General features: G+C 64.5%; 12 protein-coding genes. 3 read left to right on the top strand and 9 right to left on the bottom strand.

Annotated features, from left to right (window positions below; translation table 11 throughout):
• Positions 1-259 precede the first annotated feature (259 nt).
• Positions 260-3061 carry a ligand-binding sensor domain-containing protein gene (locus tag ACVOLI_RS09720; protein ID WP_481534440.1) on the top strand — a complete coding sequence of 934 codons (2802 nt, stop codon included), beginning with the start codon at positions 260-262 and terminating at the stop codon, positions 3059-3061.
• A gap of 52 nt (positions 3062-3113) precedes the next feature.
• Here ACVOLI_RS09720 and gdhA read toward each other — a convergent pair whose 3' ends face one another.
• From gdhA to ilvC, 9 genes are all read right to left on the bottom strand, one after another.
• Positions 3114-4463, bottom strand: coding sequence for an NADP-specific glutamate dehydrogenase (gdhA, locus tag ACVOLI_RS09715; protein ID WP_481534439.1), 1350 nt, complete (start codon positions 4461-4463; stop codon positions 3114-3116).
• A 115-nt stretch (positions 4464-4578) separates the two neighbouring features.
• Positions 4579-5640 carry a 3-isopropylmalate dehydrogenase gene (gene leuB / locus ACVOLI_RS09710; RefSeq protein ID WP_481534438.1) on the bottom strand — a complete coding sequence of 354 codons (1062 nt, stop codon included), beginning with the start codon at positions 5638-5640 and terminating at the stop codon, positions 4579-4581.
• A gap of 338 nt (positions 5641-5978) precedes the next feature.
• Positions 5979-6557, bottom strand: a complete 579-nt coding sequence (gene leuD / locus ACVOLI_RS09705) for a 3-isopropylmalate dehydratase small subunit (RefSeq protein ID WP_481534437.1) — start codon at positions 6555-6557, stop codon at positions 5979-5981.
• A 193-nt stretch (positions 6558-6750) separates the two neighbouring features.
• Entirely contained in the window at positions 6751-8169 is a 1419-nt protein-coding gene (gene leuC / locus ACVOLI_RS09700) for a 3-isopropylmalate dehydratase large subunit (RefSeq protein ID WP_481534436.1), read from the bottom strand.
• A gap of 35 nt (positions 8170-8204) precedes the next feature.
• On the bottom strand, positions 8205-9761 hold the full coding sequence (locus ACVOLI_RS09695) for a 2-isopropylmalate synthase (RefSeq protein WP_481534435.1): 1557 nt from the start codon (positions 9759-9761) through the stop codon (positions 8205-8207).
• Positions 9758-10810, bottom strand: a complete 1053-nt coding sequence (locus tag ACVOLI_RS09690) for a threonine dehydratase (protein ID WP_481534453.1) — start codon at positions 10808-10810, stop codon at positions 9758-9760. The genes ACVOLI_RS09695 and ACVOLI_RS09690 overlap by 4 nt, the downstream gene beginning before the upstream one ends.
• A 159-nt stretch (positions 10811-10969) precedes the next feature.
• The gene (locus tag ACVOLI_RS09685) at positions 10970-11221 is read right to left on the bottom strand and encodes an ACT domain-containing protein (protein ID WP_057632948.1); all 252 of its coding nucleotides are present in this window, start codon (positions 11219-11221) and stop codon (positions 10970-10972) included.
• Positions 11205-12932: an acetolactate synthase 2 catalytic subunit gene (gene ilvG / locus ACVOLI_RS09680; RefSeq protein WP_481534434.1), complete on the bottom strand. Its 1728-nt coding sequence runs from the start codon at positions 12930-12932 to the stop codon at positions 11205-11207. Before ilvG ends, ACVOLI_RS09685 begins: the two co-directional genes overlap by 17 nt.
• 38 nt (positions 12933-12970) lie before the next feature.
• Positions 12971-13945, bottom strand: a complete 975-nt coding sequence (gene ilvC / locus ACVOLI_RS09675) for a ketol-acid reductoisomerase (protein ID WP_481511693.1) — start codon at positions 13943-13945, stop codon at positions 12971-12973.
• A gap of 733 nt (positions 13946-14678) precedes the next feature.
• Here ilvC and ACVOLI_RS09670 point away from each other — a divergent pair.
• Positions 14679-15401, top strand: a complete 723-nt coding sequence (locus ACVOLI_RS09670; protein WP_481534433.1) for an AfsR/SARP family transcriptional regulator — start codon at positions 14679-14681, stop codon at positions 15399-15401.
• A 271-nt stretch (positions 15402-15672) separates the two neighbouring features.
• A complete protein-coding gene (gene ggt, locus ACVOLI_RS09665; RefSeq protein ID WP_481534432.1) occupies positions 15673-17376 on the top strand; it encodes a gamma-glutamyltransferase in 1704 nt (567 codons plus the stop codon).
• Positions 17377-17533: the final 157 nt, after the last annotated feature.

Below are 17533 nucleotides of genomic sequence, written 5' to 3'. Positions count from 1 at the left end.
TGGCCGCGGGGCCGGCCGTAAGAAGCGGCGACGGATTTCACGGTTGAGGTGGTAAATTGGCGCGCCGACGGGGGAGTCGGCGTGACCTGCGGAGGCGGGTTTGTACAGACGCCAGAGGATTGCCGACGCCACAGCTGCATGCCTTGCAGGCCGGGACCGGCTGGCAGCTTGGCTATGCGCCCTGCTCGTAACAGCCCTGCTATGGGCCCTGATCTTGCCGCCGGCGCAGGCCGCGCGGCATACCGTGGCCGGGTGGGGCATGGAGCAGGGGCTGCCGCACAACCTGGTGCAGTCGGTGGCACAGGGCACTGACGGCTTCATCTGGCTGGGCACCTGGGAAGGCGTGGTCCGCTTCAACGGCCGCAGCTTCACCGTATTTGATCGGCAGAACACCCCGGGCGTGGAGCTTTCCGGGGTGCTGAGCATCCTGCCCGAGGCCGACGGCGCCGTGCTGTTCGGGACCATTTCCGATGGCGTCTACAGCTACCACCGCGGGCGTTGGGAAGCATTGGGGGGTGCCGATGCCCGGCATCTATCGGTTACCGCATTGCTGCGGGATCCATCCGGCGACCTGTGGATCGCCGCCAAGGACAAGCTGCTGCGCTTGCTGCCCTCGGGGCAGCTGCTCGATGCCGGTGCCACGCTTGGCCTGCCCGAGGTGCCGATCACCGCACTGCGCCTGATGGCGGATGGAACGGTGCTGGTTGCCACTGAAAAAGGTGTCTACCACCAGCAGCAGGGACATCTGGCGCCGTGGAACGGTACGGCTGGTTGGGTGGTGCGTGATCTGGTCGATGATGGCGACAACGGCTGGGTGGTTGCTGCCGACGACGGTGTCCATTGGCTGCACGCTGATGGCCGACGGCAGCACCTGTTGCCTGGTGAGCGCGTGGATGCGGTGCGCCATGATGCCAGCGATGCGTTGTGGCTGAGCCTGTCCGCGGGCCGACTGGTGCGCTTGGCACCAGGCAAGACCGAGCGGATCGCGGTTCCCGGGCAGGTCAGTCCCGCCTTGTTGATCGACCGGGAAGGTCTGGTCTGGGCGGGCAGCACCGATGGCTTGTTCCGCATCGACGAAGGCGCGGCACGTGGACTGACCATGGAGGATGGACTGGGCTCGGACTATCTGCGTGCGCTGATCCAGTCCGACAACGGTGATGTCTGGATCGGACATTCCGAAGGCCTGAACCGCATGCGCGGCGATCTGATCAGCACGGTGCGCTTGTTGCCGGGCACTGGCCGTGACGCGTCGGTGCTGGCCTTGGCTGCGCGTGGCCAGGGCGTGTGGGCTGGCACCTACAACAAGGGCGTGCTTGGCGTGGATGAGGCTGGTCGGGTCGTACAACAGATCAGCTTGCCGGGTACCGTACAGCCGCTGATCCGCAGTCTGTTGAGTGAAGCCGATGGCAGCCTCTGGATAGGCAGCTCAGAGGGTCTGTATCACCACCAGCGCGGCAAGCTGCATCACTATGGACTGGAAGAGGGGCTGCCGGGACTGGCGGTACATGCGCTGTACCGCGACGCTGCCGGCGTGCTCTGGATAGGTACGGACGGTGGCATGGCGAGCCTGGGCAAGGAGGGCAAGCTGCAGGCGTGGTTCCCTGATGTGGGGTTTCCGGCGCGCTATGTCTTCGACTTCCTTGGCGACGACAATGGTGACCTGTGGATTGCCAGTGACCACGGACTGCTGCGCAAGCGTGGCTTGGACATTGCCGTGTTCGATCATCGCAACGGGTTGCCGCGCGACAAGGTTTTCCGGGTCATCGACGATGGCGCCGGCCATCTGTGGCTGTCCAGCAACCAGGGCGTGTTCCGGCTTGATCGCACGGACCTGATTGCCGTGGCTGCCGGCGCGCGTACACATCTGGCGGTGCAGGTGCTGGACCATAGCGATGGCATGCCCAGCAGCCAGGGCAATGGCGCTTCATCACCTGCAGGCTGGTTTACGCGTGACGGTGAATTATTGTTTCCCACCGCCGGTGGCCTGGCGGTGATCGATCCGCAGCGTGTCGATGGCAATGCACGTTTCCGGAAGATTCCGGTGGCCATTGAGAGCGTGGTCATCGATGGCGATCCGCAGCCGGTGAGCAGCGCCTATTCCCTGCCAGCCGGCGTGGATCGCATTGCCGTGGCCTACGCCGGGCTCGGTTTCCGCGCGCCGGACAAGATGCGTTACCGCTATCGTCTGGAAGGCTTTGACAGTGATTGGTTGGATGCAGGCAGTCGCGTCGAAGCGATCTATACCAATCTGCCGCCAGGGAAATATCGGCTGCGCATCCAGGCGATGTCGTTGCCGTTGGATTGGGAAAATACCAATCGTGGCGGCGAAGCAGTGCTGGAACTGGATATCGCCGCACCGCTATGGCAGCGGCCATGGGTACGCTGGCTGAGCGCTGCGGCCGTGCTGGGCCTGATCCTGTTGCTGGCAGGTTGGCGCGCAGCCAGCTACCGGCGCGGGCAACAGCGCCTGAGCAACGAGATCGCTGCACGCACCCAGGAATTGAGCGAGAAAAACCGCGCGCTGGAGCAGGCCGACTCGGAGCGCGTCAGCCTGTTGCAACGCCTGGAGCATCAGGCCATGCACGATCCGCTCACCGGCCTGCCCAATCGACGTGCCGGTGACGCCTACCTGCAGCAGGCGTTGCAGCGCGCCAGCACCGAGGGCACGCCCTTGAACGTGGCCTTGGTGGATGTGGATCACTTCAAGCAGATCAACGACCGCTACGGCCACGATGCCGGTGATCAGGTGCTGCGTGACATCGCCAGTCTGTTGCAGCTGCGGCTTGGCAAGGAGCAGTTCGTGGCCCGGCATGGCGGTGAGGAGTTCCTGGTGGTGATACATGGCATATCACTGCAGGAGGCGGTGGCGGCATTGCAGGAGCTGCGGATCCGCCTGGCGCGACTGCGCTTCGAGGACGTGGATGCCGACGTCAGTGTCACCGTCAGTATCGGTGTTGCGGCATTCGGCCCAGGCCAGGCGGACGGACGCACCCTGTTGGCGGCCGCTGACCGGCAGCTCTATCGCGCCAAGCGCGAAGGCCGTAACCGGGTGTTGTCATGACGACGGCGCCCGTGGGCGCCGTCGGTTTCCAGCCGTGCGAGGGCTGGATGATTCAGTACAGGCCCTGCGCCAACATGGCATCGGCGACCTTGACGAAGCCGGCGATGTTGGCGCCGTCCACGTAGTTGACGCTGCCATCGGCACGTACGCCGTGATGCACGCAGTTGGCGTGGATCTCCTTCATGATCACGTGCAGGCGCTCGTCGACATCGGCATGGCGCCACGACAGGCGCAATGCGTTCTGGCTCATTTCCAGACCCGAAGTGGCCACGCCACCGGCATTGCTGGCCTTGCCCGGCGCGTACAGCGTGCCGGCCTGCACGAATACATCCACTGCTTCCAGCGTTGACGGCATGTTTGCTCCTTCTGCCACGCACAGCACGCCGTTGTGGACCAGGGTGCGTGCGTCGGTTTCGTCCAGCTCGTTCTGGGTGGCGCAGGGCAGGGCGATATCGGCCGGGATATGCCAAGGGCGACGGTCGGCCAGGAACTCGAAGCGGGCATCATCGGCGAGTTCGGACAGACGACCACGGCGCTCATTCTTCAACGCCATTACTTCCTGCAGGGCGGTCTCGTCGAAGCCATCGCGCGCATACAGCGCGCCGCCGGAGTCGGAGAAGGTCAGCACCTTGGCGCCGAGCTCGCTGGCCTTGATCGCCGCGTACTGGGCGACGTTGCCGGAACCGGACACCAATACCTTGGCACCGTGGGTCTGGCGCTTGGCATGGTGCAGCATCTGCTCGACGAAGTAGACCGTGCCGAAGCCGGTGGCTTCCGGCCGCATCAGGCTGCCGCCATAGGCCAGGCCCTTGCCAGTGAAGACGCTGGAGGCATCATTGCTGAGCTTCTTCATCATGCCGGCCATGAAGCCGACTTCGCGTGCGCCAACGCCGATATCACCGGCTGGCACGTCGGTATCCGGGCCGAGGTGGCGGTACAACTCCAGCATCAAAGCCTGGCAGAAGCGCATCACTTCGCCATCGCTCTTGCCCTTGGGGTCGAAGTCCGAGCCGCCCTTGCCGCCGCCCATCGGCAATGTGGTCAAGGCATTCTTGAAGGTTTGTTCGAAGGCCAGGAACTTGAGGATGGACAGGTTCACCGAGGGGTGGAAACGCATGCCGCCCTTGAATGGACCAATCGCCGAACTGTGCTGCACGCGCCAGGCGCGATTGACGTGGGTTTGCCCCTTGTCATCGGCCCAGGCGACGCGGAACTGGATGACCCGCTCCGGCTCGACCAGACGTTCCAGCAACCCGTATTGCGTGTACTTCGGGTTCTGCTGCAGGAATGGCCACAGGCTGTGCGCTACTTCCTTTACCGCTTGCAGGAACTCGGATTGGTTGGGGTCGCGCTTGGCCACATAGGCCAGGAAGTCGTCGGGAGTGCGGTAGTTCAAGGTCATTCCTTTGTTGGTGCGGGACCTGAAACGACAGGTCCAATGAAGAAACGGCGTGGTATCCACCTGGCGGGAACAGCCCGCAAAAAAGAGACGCGGCCAAGGGCCGCGTCTGGTTACATCAGTTCAACTGCGCAAGCACGGCTAGCCCGGCTTGCTGGGTGTTGAGCGCCTGCCCTTGCGCGGCCAGATCGGCGGTGAAGTGGCCACCATCGAGTGCAGCGCTGACCGCCTGCTCGATGGCTGCAGCCTCGGCCTCCAGTCCCAGTGAATGGCGCAGCAGCATCGCCGCACTGAGGATGGTGGCATAGGGGTTGGCGATGCCCTTGCCGGCGATATCCGGCGCCGAACCGTGGATGGGCTCGTAGATGCCGACCTTGCCCTGTTCGCCCAACGAGGCTGATGGCAGCAGGCCCAGCGAGCCGGCCAGCATCGAGGCCTCGTCGGTGAGGATGTCGCCGAACATGTTCTCGGTGACGATCACATCGTAGACGCGCGGCTTGGCGATCAGGTGCATGGCCATGGAATCGACCAGCTGGTGTTCCAGTTCCACGTCCGGGAATTCCTCGCGGCCGATGCGTGCGGCGATGTCACGCCACAGGCGCGAGGTTTCCAGCACATTGGCCTTGTCCACCGAGGTGAGCTTGCCGCGACGCTGTTGGGCCAGGCGGAAGGCGCTGCGCAGCACGCGCTCGATCTCGACCACGGTGTAGCGACACAGGTCGCTGGCGCTGTCGGCATCGCGGCTTTTGTCGCCGAAGTAGATGCCGCCGGTCAGCTCGCGCACCACCACGAAGTCCACGTCCTTGAGCAGTTCAGGCTTGATCGGCGAGGCATTGAGCGCGGCTGGGTGGGTGCGTACCGGGCGCAGGTTGGCGTACAGGCCCAGTGCCCTGCGGATCGCCAGCAGGCCTTGTTCCGGGCGGACCTTGGCATTCGGGTCGGACCACTTCGGGCCACCAACGGCGCCGAGCAGCACCGCGTCAGCCTTGCTGCAGGCCTCCAGCGTGGCTGCCGGCAGCGGCTCGCCGTGCCTGTCGATGGCGATGCCGCCGATGTCATGTTCGCTGAAGCTGAAGCTGTGGCCGAACCGGCTTGCGATGGCCTTGAGCACGTCGACGGCAACGGCGGTGATTTCTGGACCGATGCCGTCACCCGGCAGTACGACGATGTTGGCTTGCATGTATGGGTTCCGGTTGCTGTTGTTGGGAGCTCCCTCCCTTGCGCCGAAGGCGCAGGGGAAGGTTGCGGAGGGGGTAGCTTCTGCTGTTGCTGTTCGAGCATTACAAGCCAAAGCCAACCCCCTCCCAGCCTCCCCCTGCCGGCTGCGCCGGCAAGGGGAGGGGTGTTTCGCGCGCTGCCCTGCAGGCGGCGCGGATTTACTCCCTCCCTTGCGCCGAAGGCGCAGGGGAGGGCTGGGGAGGGGTAGCTCTTGCTGTTGCAGTTTGAGCCTTACAAGCCAAAGCCAACCCCTCCCGACCTCTCCCTGCCGGCTGCGCCGGCAAGGGGAGGGGTGTTTCATCATGCCGCGCGAGCAGCCTCATACCGCTCGATTTCATCCACCCGACCCAGCAGCCAGCCCAGCTGGTCAACACCTTCCAGCAGACAGGTCTGCGAGAAGCCATCCAGCGGGAAGCTGTACGCCTTGCCGCTGGAGGTGCGCAGCTCACGCGCTGCCACATCCACGGTCAGCTCGTCATCCGGGTGCTGCATCAGTTCCTGCACGTCGGCTTCGTCGAGCACGATCGGCAACAGACCGTTCTTCAGCGAGTTGTTGCGGAAGATGTCGGCGATTTCGCTGCTGACGATTGCCTGCAGGCCCAGATCGGTCAGCGCCCACGGGGCATGCTCACGCGAGGAGCCACAACCGAAATTGCGACCGGCCAACAGGATGGCGCGGCCCTGGTTGTGCGGCTGGTTGAAGGCGAACTCGGCATTCGGCGAACCATCGGCCTGCCAGCGCCAGTCATTGAAGGCGTTCTTGCCCAGGCCGGCGCGCTCGGTGGTGGACAGGAAACGCGCCGGGATGATCTGGTCGGTGTCGATATTGGTCTGGCGCAGCACAACGCTGCGCGAGGTGATCGTGGTCAATGCGGCCATCAGTACAGCTCCAGTGCGTAGCCCTTCTCCCATCGGGAGAAGGTGGCGCGCAGCGCCGGATGAGGGTGTGCTTGCGCAGGGTGTTTGCCGGAATGAGCAGCGGTCGCCCTCATCCGCCCCTTCGGGGCACCCCCGCCTTCGCGGGGGCATACCTTTGTATCTCCCGGAGGGAGAAGGGCAAAAGCGACGGCCATCACGCCACCTCCTTGGCAAACAGATCGCGGGTATCGGCGACGCGGCCATTCACCGCTGCCCACGCCGCGCTCATCGGCGAGGCCAGCAAGGTGCGCGAGCCCGGGCCTTGGCGGCCTTCGAAATTGCGGTTGCTGGTGCTGACCGCCAATTGGCCCGGTGCAACCAGGTCGCCGTTCATGGCGATGCACATCGAGCAGCCCGGCTCGCGCCACTCGGCACCGGCGGCACGCACGATTTCGTGGATGCCTTCGGCCTCGGCATCGCGCTTGACGATCTCCGAGCCAGGCACCACCAGCATGCGTACGCCATCGGCGACGTGGCGGCCGCGCAACACCTGTGCGACTTCCCGCATGTCGCTCAAGCGGCCATTGGTGCAGGAACCGACGAACACCACATCCACCGGCGTACCGATCAAGCTGTGGCCGGCTTCGAACTTCATGTAGTCCAGGCCCTTCTGCGCAGCGGCATCGTTGGCGGCCGGGATCGGCGCATCAACCGCAATCGCTGTGCCCGGGTGCGTGCCCCAGGTCAGGGTCGGGCGGATGTCGGCGGCGTCGATCTGCACTTCCACATCGAAGCGTGCGCCTTCGTCGCTGTTCAACGAGGACCAGTACGCCACGGCGGTGTCGAAGTCGGCGCCCTTGGGGCCGCGCGGGGTGTTGGCGACCCAGTCGAAGGTGACCTGGTCCGGCGCCACCATACCTGCGCGGGCACCGGCTTCGATCGACATGTTGCACAGGGTCATGCGCTGTTCCATGTCCATCGCGCGGATCGCCGAGCCACGGAACTCCAGCACATGGCCGGTGCCACCGTTGACGCCGATCACGCCGATGATGTGCAGCACCACGTCCTTGGCACCCACGCCCGGCGCCAGTTCGCCATCAACGGTGATTGCCATGGTCCTGGCCTTGCGCTGCAGCAGGCACTGCGTGGCCAGCACGTGGCCGACTTCGCTGGTGCCGATGCCGAAGGCCAGCGAACCGAACGCGCCATGCGTGGAGGTGTGGCTGTCACCACAGACGATGGTCATGCCTGGCTGGGTGAAACCCTGCTCCGGGGCGATGACGTGGACGATACCGCGGTTGGCCGAGGACAGGTCGAACAGCTCGATGCCGTACTCGGCGCAATTCTTCGCCAGCGTTTCGACCTGCGCTTCGGAGGCCTTGCTTGCGTACGGCAGCTTGCCGTCCGGGCCGGCCGGCAGGGTCGGCGTGGAGTGATCCATCGTCGCCTTGGTGCGATCGGTGCGGCGCGGCTTCAGGCCGCGCTCGCGCAGTTCGGTGAAGGCCTGCGGCGAGGTGACTTCATGGATCAGGTGCAGGTCGATATACAGCACGGCCGGCGCGTTGTCGGATTCAGGGACGACAACGTGGGCATCCCACAGCTTGTCGTACAGGGTTTTGGGTGCGGAGCTCATTGGTTCGTTCCGGTGCCTATGTTCTGCTGTCGCGCTCAGGCGCTGACGGCTTCCTCGGTGGTGCTGCTTTCACGCTGGCGCAGCAGGCGGTTGGTGACATCCAGCCAGGCAAGCGCGCTGGCTTCGATGATGTCACGGCTGGTGCCGGTGCCTTCGAGGATCTCGCCTTCGTGACGCACGCTCAGGTTGGCTTCGCCGCGCGCATCGGCGCCGATGCCGACGCTGTGCACGTGGTAGCTGTCCAGGGTCAGCTGCACGCCGGTGGCGGCCGACAATGCCGAGAACAAGGCATCGACCGGGCCGTCGCCCTGCGCGGTTTCAGCCACGCGGTTGCCTTCCGGATCGGACAGCTCGACCAACGCATTGGCACGGCTGCCGACGTCGCTGATGGTCATCGAAGCCAGGCGGTAGCCGTCGCTGCTGGAGGTACCCTGCATCAGGGTCTGCAGGTCGGCATCGGTGACCACGCGCTGCTGTTCGCACAGTGCCTTGAACTGCTCGAAGATCAGCTTCAGTTCCTCTTCTTCCAGCCAGTAGCCCAGCGCACGCAGGCGTGCCTCGACCGCGGCGCGGCCGCTGTGGCGGCCCAGCACCATCTGCGAGGACTCCCAGCCCACGTCTTCCGGACGCATGATTTCGTAGGTATTGCGATTGCGCAGCATGCCGTGCTGGTGGATGCCGGATTCGTGCGCGAAGGCATTGGCACCGACGATGGCCTTGTTGCGCTGCACCGGCATGCCGACCAGACGCTGCAGCAGCTGCGAGGTGGGTACGATGCGGCGGGTGTCGAAACCGGTGTCGAAGTTGTTGTAGAAGGCGTTGCGGACCTTCAGCACCATCGCGATTTCTTCCAGCGCGCAGTTGCCGGCGCGCTCGCCGATGCCGTTGATCGAACCTTCCACCTGGCGTGCACCGCCTTCGATGGCGGCCAGCGAGTTGGCCACGGCCAGGCCCAGGTCGTTGTGGCAATGGGTACTGAATACCACCTTGTCAGCGCCGGCCGCATTGGCGATCACGTGCTGGAACATCGCGCGGATTTCCTCCGGCGTGGTGAAACCAACCGTGTCGGGCAGGTTGATGGTGCGCGCACCGGCGGCGATCGCGACCTGGGTGACTTCAGTCAGGAAGTCCAGTTCGGTGCGGGTGGCGTCCTCGGCGGAGAACTCGACGTCATCCAGGTAGCCGCGCGCCATGCTCACATGCTTGTGCACCGACTCCAGCACCTGTTCCTTGCTGATGCGCAGCTTGTGCTCGCGGTGCAGCGGACTGGTGGACAGGAACAGGTGCAGGCGCGGGCGCGCTGCGGCTTCCAGAGCCTTGATGGAGGTTTCGATATCGCCGGCCAGGCAGCGCGACAGCACTGCCAGGACCGGCTGTCGTACCTCGCGGCCGATCAGTGCCATGGCTTCGCGGTCGGACTGCGAACTTGCGGGGAAGCCGGTTTCGATCACGTCCACGCCCAGTTCCGCCAGCGCCCTTGCCATCACCAGCTTCTGCGGTGGCGTCATGCTGCAGCCGGGTGATTGCTCACCGTCGCGCAGGGTCGTGTCGAAGATTGTAATTCGCGGGGTATTGTTGGTTGGAGTATTCACCAGAGGGTCTCCTCGACTGCGGCGGTAACGGAAATTTGGGGGGATTCGGATCTGGAACTGCGCTGTGTCGATGCAACGACACGGCTTCTAAGTCGTTCGGCGTTACGCCGTCGAGGTTTGCGCGGTGGACTGGGGCGTACTTCAGACAACAAGGTCGACAATACCGTGGCGTCGATGTTGCCGCCGGATACCACCGCACACTTACGCTTGCCGGAGACGCGGCGGCCCGCGGCCAGCGCCAACGCGCCAGCACCTTCGGCGATGACATGTTCTTCCAACGCCAGCCGCACCAGGGTTTCGCGCAGCTCGGCTTCACGGACGATGACCACATCGTCGAGCAGGCTGGCGCACAGGCGGCGGGTGAGGAAGCCCGGGATCTTGACCTTGACGCCATCGGCCAGGGTTGGCACCGGATCAACTTCGCGTACATCGCCCTTGATCGCGCGTGCCATCGAGTCCACGCCTTCGACCTGCGCACCGATGATGCGCACGCCCTGCGATTTCAGGGCCAGCGCAACGCCCGAGGCCAGGCCGCCGCCGCCGATCGGCACGATCACCACGTCCGGAGCATGCGGTGCCAGCTCGATGCCCAGCGTGCCCTGGCCGGCGATCACGTCCGGGTCGTCGAAGGCGGACAGGAAGCGGTAGCCGTTCTGTTCGGCCAGCTCGCGGGCAAACGCATAGGCATCGTCGTAGCTGTTGCCGTGCTGGCGCACGGTGGCGCCCCAATGCTGGACGCCGGCAATCTTGGTGGCCGGTGCGCCATGTGGCATCACCGTGATGGCCTGCACGCCCAGCCGATGCGAAGCCCAGGCCACGCCTTGGGCGTGGTTGCCGGCCGAAGCGCAGATCACCGGGCGCTCATCACCGCGTTCCAGCGCCGCCAGCATCGCGTTCAGTGCACCACGCACCTTGTAGGAACCGGTGCGCTGCAGGTTCTCCAGCTTCAACCAGGTGCCGAAACGCTCGGCATAGTGCAGCGGGGTAGGCGGCAGGAAACGGCGCAGGCGTGCCTGTGCGGCCAAGACATCGGCAACGCTGACGTTCAATGCGTCAGCGGGTGTTGCAACTGCGTTGGCGCGGCCACGGTCAGGCATGTACGTGGCCGTCACCGGATACAAGCGAACTAGCTGTCGGCTGTTCGCGTTGAAGAAGACGCCTCCGTTGCTTGTGGCGGCGTACTACCGGTACGCCACTTACGTCGCTGCTCATACGCTGGCACCTGCTACCGGTACCAGCCGCACGGATTCGCAGTCGTAGACCTTCTGCAGCTGGTGGCACAGGGTTTCCGGCGGGCGCGTGCCATGGATGTCCATCTGCACGTGCCAGCGGCCGGCATCGTCGGCATTGCGGTTGCCGGCGATGTTGCTGGGGGCGAAGCCGCGCCGTTCGACCATGCCGATCACGCGCACCAGCGCGCCTTCGGCAGGTTTCAGCACCAGGTCAAGCCGGTATTGCATTGGAACTCTCCTGCGCTGCCTTGGCATGGGCTGGGTTGCTGTCCAGCATGGTGCTGTTGGCGTTGTTGGGTGGCACCAGCGGCCACACGTTGGCGCGTGCATCGATGGACACGTGCAGCAGCGCCGGGCCGGGCGTATCCAGCATGGCGGCCAGCGCGTCCTCGACCTGCGCACGCTGGGTGATGCGAGTGGCGGGGATGCCGAATACCTGCACCAGCGCGGCGAAGTCCGGGTTGTCGGACAGGTCGATCTCGCTGTAACGCTCGGCGAAAAACAGCTCCTGCCACTGGCGGACCATGCCCAGCGATGAGTTGTCCAGCAGCACGATCTTCACCGGCAGGCGACAGCGGGCGATGGTGGCCAGCTCCTGCACGTTCATCATGAAGCTGCCATCACCGGAGACCAGCACCACGGTGCGATCGGGGCAGGCGAACTGCGCGCCCATCGCTGCCGGCAGGCCGAAGCCCATCGTGCCCAGCGCGCCCGACGTCAGGTGGTTGCGCGGGTGGTTGAAGCGGCAATGCTGCGCCACCCACATCTGGTGCTGGCCGACATCGCAGGCGATAACGGTATCCGGCGGTGCCACTTCGCTCAGCCGCTTCAACAACGCCGGTGCGTAGATATCGTGGCCGGGCGCGTCATAGCGGGCAGCGAACTTTTCACGGTTGGCGGCACAACGTGCGCGCCAGCTGTTGCAGCTGCTGCGGATGCTGGTCAGCGCCTGCAGCCCGGTCTTGACGTTGCCGGGGATGGCAATGTCGACCGCGCGCAGCTTGGAGATCTCGTAGGCGTCGGCATCCAGATGGATGACGCGGGCGAACGGGGCGAACTCGGCCAGCTTGCCGGTGGCGCGGTCATCGAAGCGGGCACCGACCACGATCAGCAGGTCCGACTCCTGCACCGCCATGTTGGCGGCGCGGGTGCCATGCATACCCAGCATGCCCAGGTACTGCGGGTGATTGGCTGGCAAAGCGCCCAGGCCGCGCAGGGTCAGCACGGTCGGGATGCCCGAGCTTTCGACGAAGTGACGGAACTCGCCAACCGCATCGGCCAGGCCGATGCCGCCGCCGCCGTAGATCACGGGCTTTTCGGCAGCGGCAATCATCTCGACCGCAGCAGCCAGACGCTCGGCCGACGGTGCCGGCACCGGATCGATCGAGGCCGGCACGTGATCGGGCAGGTGCGAGGCGTCGCCCAGCTGCACGTCCTTGGGCAGGTCGATCAGCACCGGACCGGGCCGCCCTTCGCGGGCGACACGGAAGGCTTCGGCAACCACCTGCGGCAGCTCATCAACGCTGCGCACCAGCCAGCTGTGCTTGACGATCGGCATGGTCATGCCGAACACATCCAGTTCCTGGAACGCATCGGTACCCAGCAGCGGGGTAGCGACCTGGCCGGTCAGGCACACCATCGGTACCGAGTCGAGCATGGCATCGGCAATGCCGGTGACCAGGTTGGACGCACCCGGGCCGGAGGTGGCCACGCATACGCCTACCTTGCCGCTTGCGCGGGCATAACCATTGGCGGCAAGCGCCGCGCCCTGCTCGTGTCGTACCAGGATGTGCTTGAGGCTGGAGTCCACCAATGCGTCGTAGAACGGCATGATGGTGCCGCCCGGGTAGCCGAACAGCGTTTGCACGCCTTCGGTTTCCAGGGCCTGCGTCAGCCAGCGTGCGCCGTTACGGGGCGCACCGGGGGTGGAAGTGTTCATGCAGCGACCTTTGCCAGTTGCGGGTGGGGGACCGCGGATTACGCAGTCTGTGCTTGCAGCCAAACCATCTTGGCGCGGAGCTCTTTGCCCACCTTCTCGATCGGGTGTTCCATGTCTGCCTGCTGGAACTTCTTGTAGTTCGGCAGGCCGGCTTCGTACTCGGCTTCCCAGTTCTTGGTGAAGGTGCCGTTCTGGATGTCGGTCAGCACATCCTTCATGCGTGCCTTCACCGAGGCATCGATGACGCGCGGGCCGCTGACGAAATCGCCGTACTGCGCGGTCTCGGAGATGAACTCCAGCATGCGGGTGATGCCGCCTTCGTAGAACAGGTCGACGATCAGCTTCAGTTCGTGCAGCACTTCGTAGTAGGCGATTTCCGGCTGGTAACCGGCTTCGACCAGGGTTTCGAAGCCGGCCTGGACCAGCGAGGAAGCACCACCGCACAGCACGGCCTGCTCACCGAACAGATCGGTTTCGGTCTCTTCCTTGAAGGTGGTCTTGATGATGTTGGCGCGGGCGCCGCCCAGGCCAGCCGCATAGGCCAGCGCGAACTGCTCGGCCTTGCCGCTCTTGTCCTGGTAGACCGCGTAGATGCACGGCACGCCGCGGCCGATTTCATACTCGCGACGCACCAGTGCGCCCGGGCCCTTGGGTGCGACCAGCACCACGTCCAGATCGGCGCGCGGCTCGATCATGCCGAAATGCACGTTCAGTCCGTGCGCGAACAGCAGGCAGGCGCCCTGCTTCATGTTCGGCGCCAGTACCTCGTTGTACAGCTTCTTCTGCACCATGTCCGGGGTCAGCACGGCGACCAGGTCGGCGTCCTTGACCGCTTCGGCCGGGCTCTTGACGGTGAAGCCGTCGGCCTGCGCCTTGACCTCGGTGGGGCCGCCGGCGCGCAGGCCGACAACCACGTCGAAGCCGGATTCACGCAGGTTCATGGCATGGGCGCGGCCCTGGCTGCCGTAACCGACGACGGCGATTTTGATCTGGGGCAGTTCGTTGGTGCTCATGGTGCTTGGTTTCCTTGCAATGAAGAGAGTCAGGCAGAAATAAAAACGGCCGTTGCGTCAGGACGCAGCGGCCGGGGCGGGCGGGGGAGGCACCATGCAGGTCGCAGCGCTGCGGCTGGCGGCGTTGGTGGTGTGTTTCCTGGAGGTGTCAGTGGTTGGGTACATGGTTTCAGATGAAATAGAAGCTGGAAACGAAAAACCCCGCACCGGGGTCGGCGCGGGGTCTTTAGTCGAATCTGGCTGTCTTTACGTTACGCGCCAGTCTGCCCCGCACCTGTTGGCTCGGTAATAAGTACGAGTACGAGAATCGACGCCGCGGCGTGGGCCGGGGTCGAAGTCAGGTCAGCGGTGGCGTTGTGGCGTTGCAGCATGGGTCGAGATAACCATCGCGTCGTCGTCATGTCAACGCTTGCAGGTGTGATTTCCCGGATCTGGCGCGGAAGCCCCGTCGCAGCGGCATGGTTGCGATTGAAACCTGCGTGGTCAAGCGCATGCGCGAGCTGGTTTGCGCGGATTCGGGTCAGTTCAACACGTTGATCGGGCCGGGAGAGAAAGTTTCGCCTGCCGTGATTGGATTGCGCTGCTTTTGCCGGTTTAGCAAGTAACAGGCCCTTTCTGGGCCAGCCGGAGGACGATCGCCATGACGCAGTTACCAGGACAGGACATCACGTGTGCGGGTGCACACCGGTGTGACGTACCCGGCGAGGGGCGGCCCCCCGGTCTGCTGCAACTGATGGGCCAGGGAGGTGTTCTGCCGGCGCCGCTGATCTACCGGAAGGGCTGGGCCCTGCTCGGCTACCTGTCGGTCGAGTCCAACCGCATGCATTCGCGGGCGGCGCTGGCGGCCCTGTTGTGGCCCAGCCTGGGGGAGACCAGTGCCTTGACCAACCTGCGCCAGGTGTTGAGCAACCTCAATCGCTTCTGCAATCTGGTGATGGAGGAGGGCATTCTGCGCATCGAGCGCTCGGCGGTTGGCCTGATGCGCGGCGGTGAGCCCATGTTCGATATCGATCTGCTGGAGCAGGCGCCGTGCGAATCGGTTCATCTGATGGCCGAGCAGCGGGTGTTCCTGGATGGAATGGAAGACATTGCCGATTCCAACTTCCAGACTTGGCTGGCGAGTACCCGCCAATCGCTGGACGCACAGCTGATAGACGCGGCGGCACGCTGCTGCGATGAAATGCTGGAAGCATCGCGTTGGGAGTCTGCGATGCAGCTGGCCAATGCCTTGAGTAAGCGCGATCCATGGAATGAAGCGCATACCCGGCGGGTGATGCGCGCCCACGCCGGCACCGGCATGCGGGGCGCGGCGCTGAAGGTCTACCAGCGATTCGAATCGGTATTGCGGCAGGAGTTGGGCCTGGATCCAGACCAGGAGACGCGAGGCCTGCTGGAGCAGATCAGTAACGGACACGAGGTAGCCAGCCTGATCGGAATGGCGTCTGCACGGATGTAGGGCTGGGTTGCCCGCGGTGGTCTGTGACCTGACGGTCTTGCTGTGGGAGCGGCGCCAGCCGCGAAGCAGAGTTTCGCTCAAACCTCCATCTGAAGGTGTCCTTGCTTCGCGGCTGACGCCGCACCCACAAAGACAGTCCGATGCCTGTGGTGCAGCTTGGCTGGTTTGAGCGCTGGCGTGACGGGCAGTTCAGTACGAGGCACATGCACAAGACGTGCGTCAGCGCGGTGGCTGGGCTATCGTCCCGCCATTCCCTTGCCGGTTATCTGCCATGCTGCGTAGCGCCTTGTTGCTTGCCCTGTCTACTGTGCCGGTAACGGCGTTTGCCGCAGACCGCATCACCGGTCACGAATTTGCCACCCGCTCGGAAGTCATCGCGCCGCATGCAATGGCGGCCACGTCGCAGCCGCTGGCCACCCAGATCGCGCTGGACGTGATGAAGGGCGGCGGCTCGGCGATGGATGCGGCCATCGCTGCCAATGCTGCGCTGGGATTGATGGAGCCGACCGGCAATGGCATTGGCGGTGACCTGTTCGCGATCGTCTGGGACCCGAAGACGCAGAAGCTCCATGGCTACAACGGCTCGGGTCGTTCACCGCGTTCGTTGACGCTGGCGGAGTTGCAGCGGCGTGGCTTGAAGGAGATTCCCGCGACCGGACCGCTGCCGGTGTCGGTGCCGGGCGCGGTGGATGGCTGGTTCGCATTGCATGAACGCTTCGGTCGCAAGCCCATGGCTGAGAACCTGGCGCCGGCCATCGCCTACGCCCGCAATGGGCATCCGGTTTCCGAGGTCATTGCGTATTACTGGGACCGCTCGGTGCCCAAGCTGTCGCAGTATCCGGGTTTCAAGGAGCAGTTCACCATTGATGGACACGCGCCGCGCAAGGGGCAGATGTGGCGCAACCCAAACCTTGCAAACACCTTGCAGCAGATTGCCGATGGTGGCCGCGATGCGTTCTACAAAGGCGACATCGCGCGCGGCATTGGCGACTACTTCAAGGCCAATGGCGGGTATCTGAGCTACGAGGACATGGCTGCGCATCACGGCGAGTGGGTCGAGCCGGTCAGCAGCAACTACCGAGGCTATGACGTATGGGAACTGCCACCGAACAGCCAGGGCATCGCTGCGCTGCAGATCCTCAACGTGCTGGAAGGCTACGATTTCTCGAAGATTCCATTCGGCTCGGCCGAGCACATCCATCTGTTCGTTGAAGCCAAGAAACTGGCCTTCGCCGATCGCGCCCGCTTCTATGCGGACCCGGCGTTCTCGCCTGCACCGGTACAGCGACTGATTTCCAAGGACTACGCAGCGCAGCGCCGCAGCCTGATCTCGATGGACAAGGCCTTGAAGGAAGTACAGCCGGGTACGCCAAGGCAGCTGGAGGAGGGTGACACCATCTACATGACCGTGGCCGATGCTGACGGCATGATGGTGTCGCTGATCCAGTCCAACTATCGCGGCATGGGCAGCGGCATGGCGCCGCCGGGGCTGGGCTTCATCCTGCAGGACCGCGGCGAGATGTTCGTGTTGCAGAAGGATCATCCCAACGGTTATGCGCCGGGCAAGCGCCCGTTCCAGACCATCATTCCGGCCTTCATCACCAAGGACGGAAAGCCGTTCGCCAGCTTCGGGGTGATGGGCGGTGCGATGCAGCCGCAGGGGCATGCACAGATCGTGATGAACCTGGTCGACTTCGGCATGAACCTGCAGGAGGCCGGCGATGCACCACGCATCCAGCACGAGGGCTCCACCGAGCCCACCGGACAGGCCACGGCGATGCGTGATGGTGGCGAGGTCAATCTGGAAACCGGCTTTGCATATGAGACGGTGCGCAGCCTGATGCGCAAGGGCCACCGTGTGGTGTTCGCCGACGGTCCTTATGGCGGCTATCAGGCGATCATGCGTGACCCGGAAAGCGGCGTTTACTACGGTGCTTCGGAGAGTCGAAAGGATGGGCAGGCGGCGGGGTACTGATCGTCGCTTCTTGTGGTTGTGGCAGGGCAAAAGCAAAAGCCATAGCCAAAGCCAAAGCCAAAGCCCCCCTCCCCAACCCTCCCCTTCGCTGCGCGAAAGGGAGGGGGTAGAAGCGGCTACGTCGCCATCTTGTAGATCGCCAGGAACGGCCCCCTCC

The organism is Stenotrophomonas sp. STEN029 (assembly GCF_056760015.1).
Note: the sequence above shows the minus strand (reverse complement) of the source record. Positions and strands in the feature narration are given on the sequence as shown.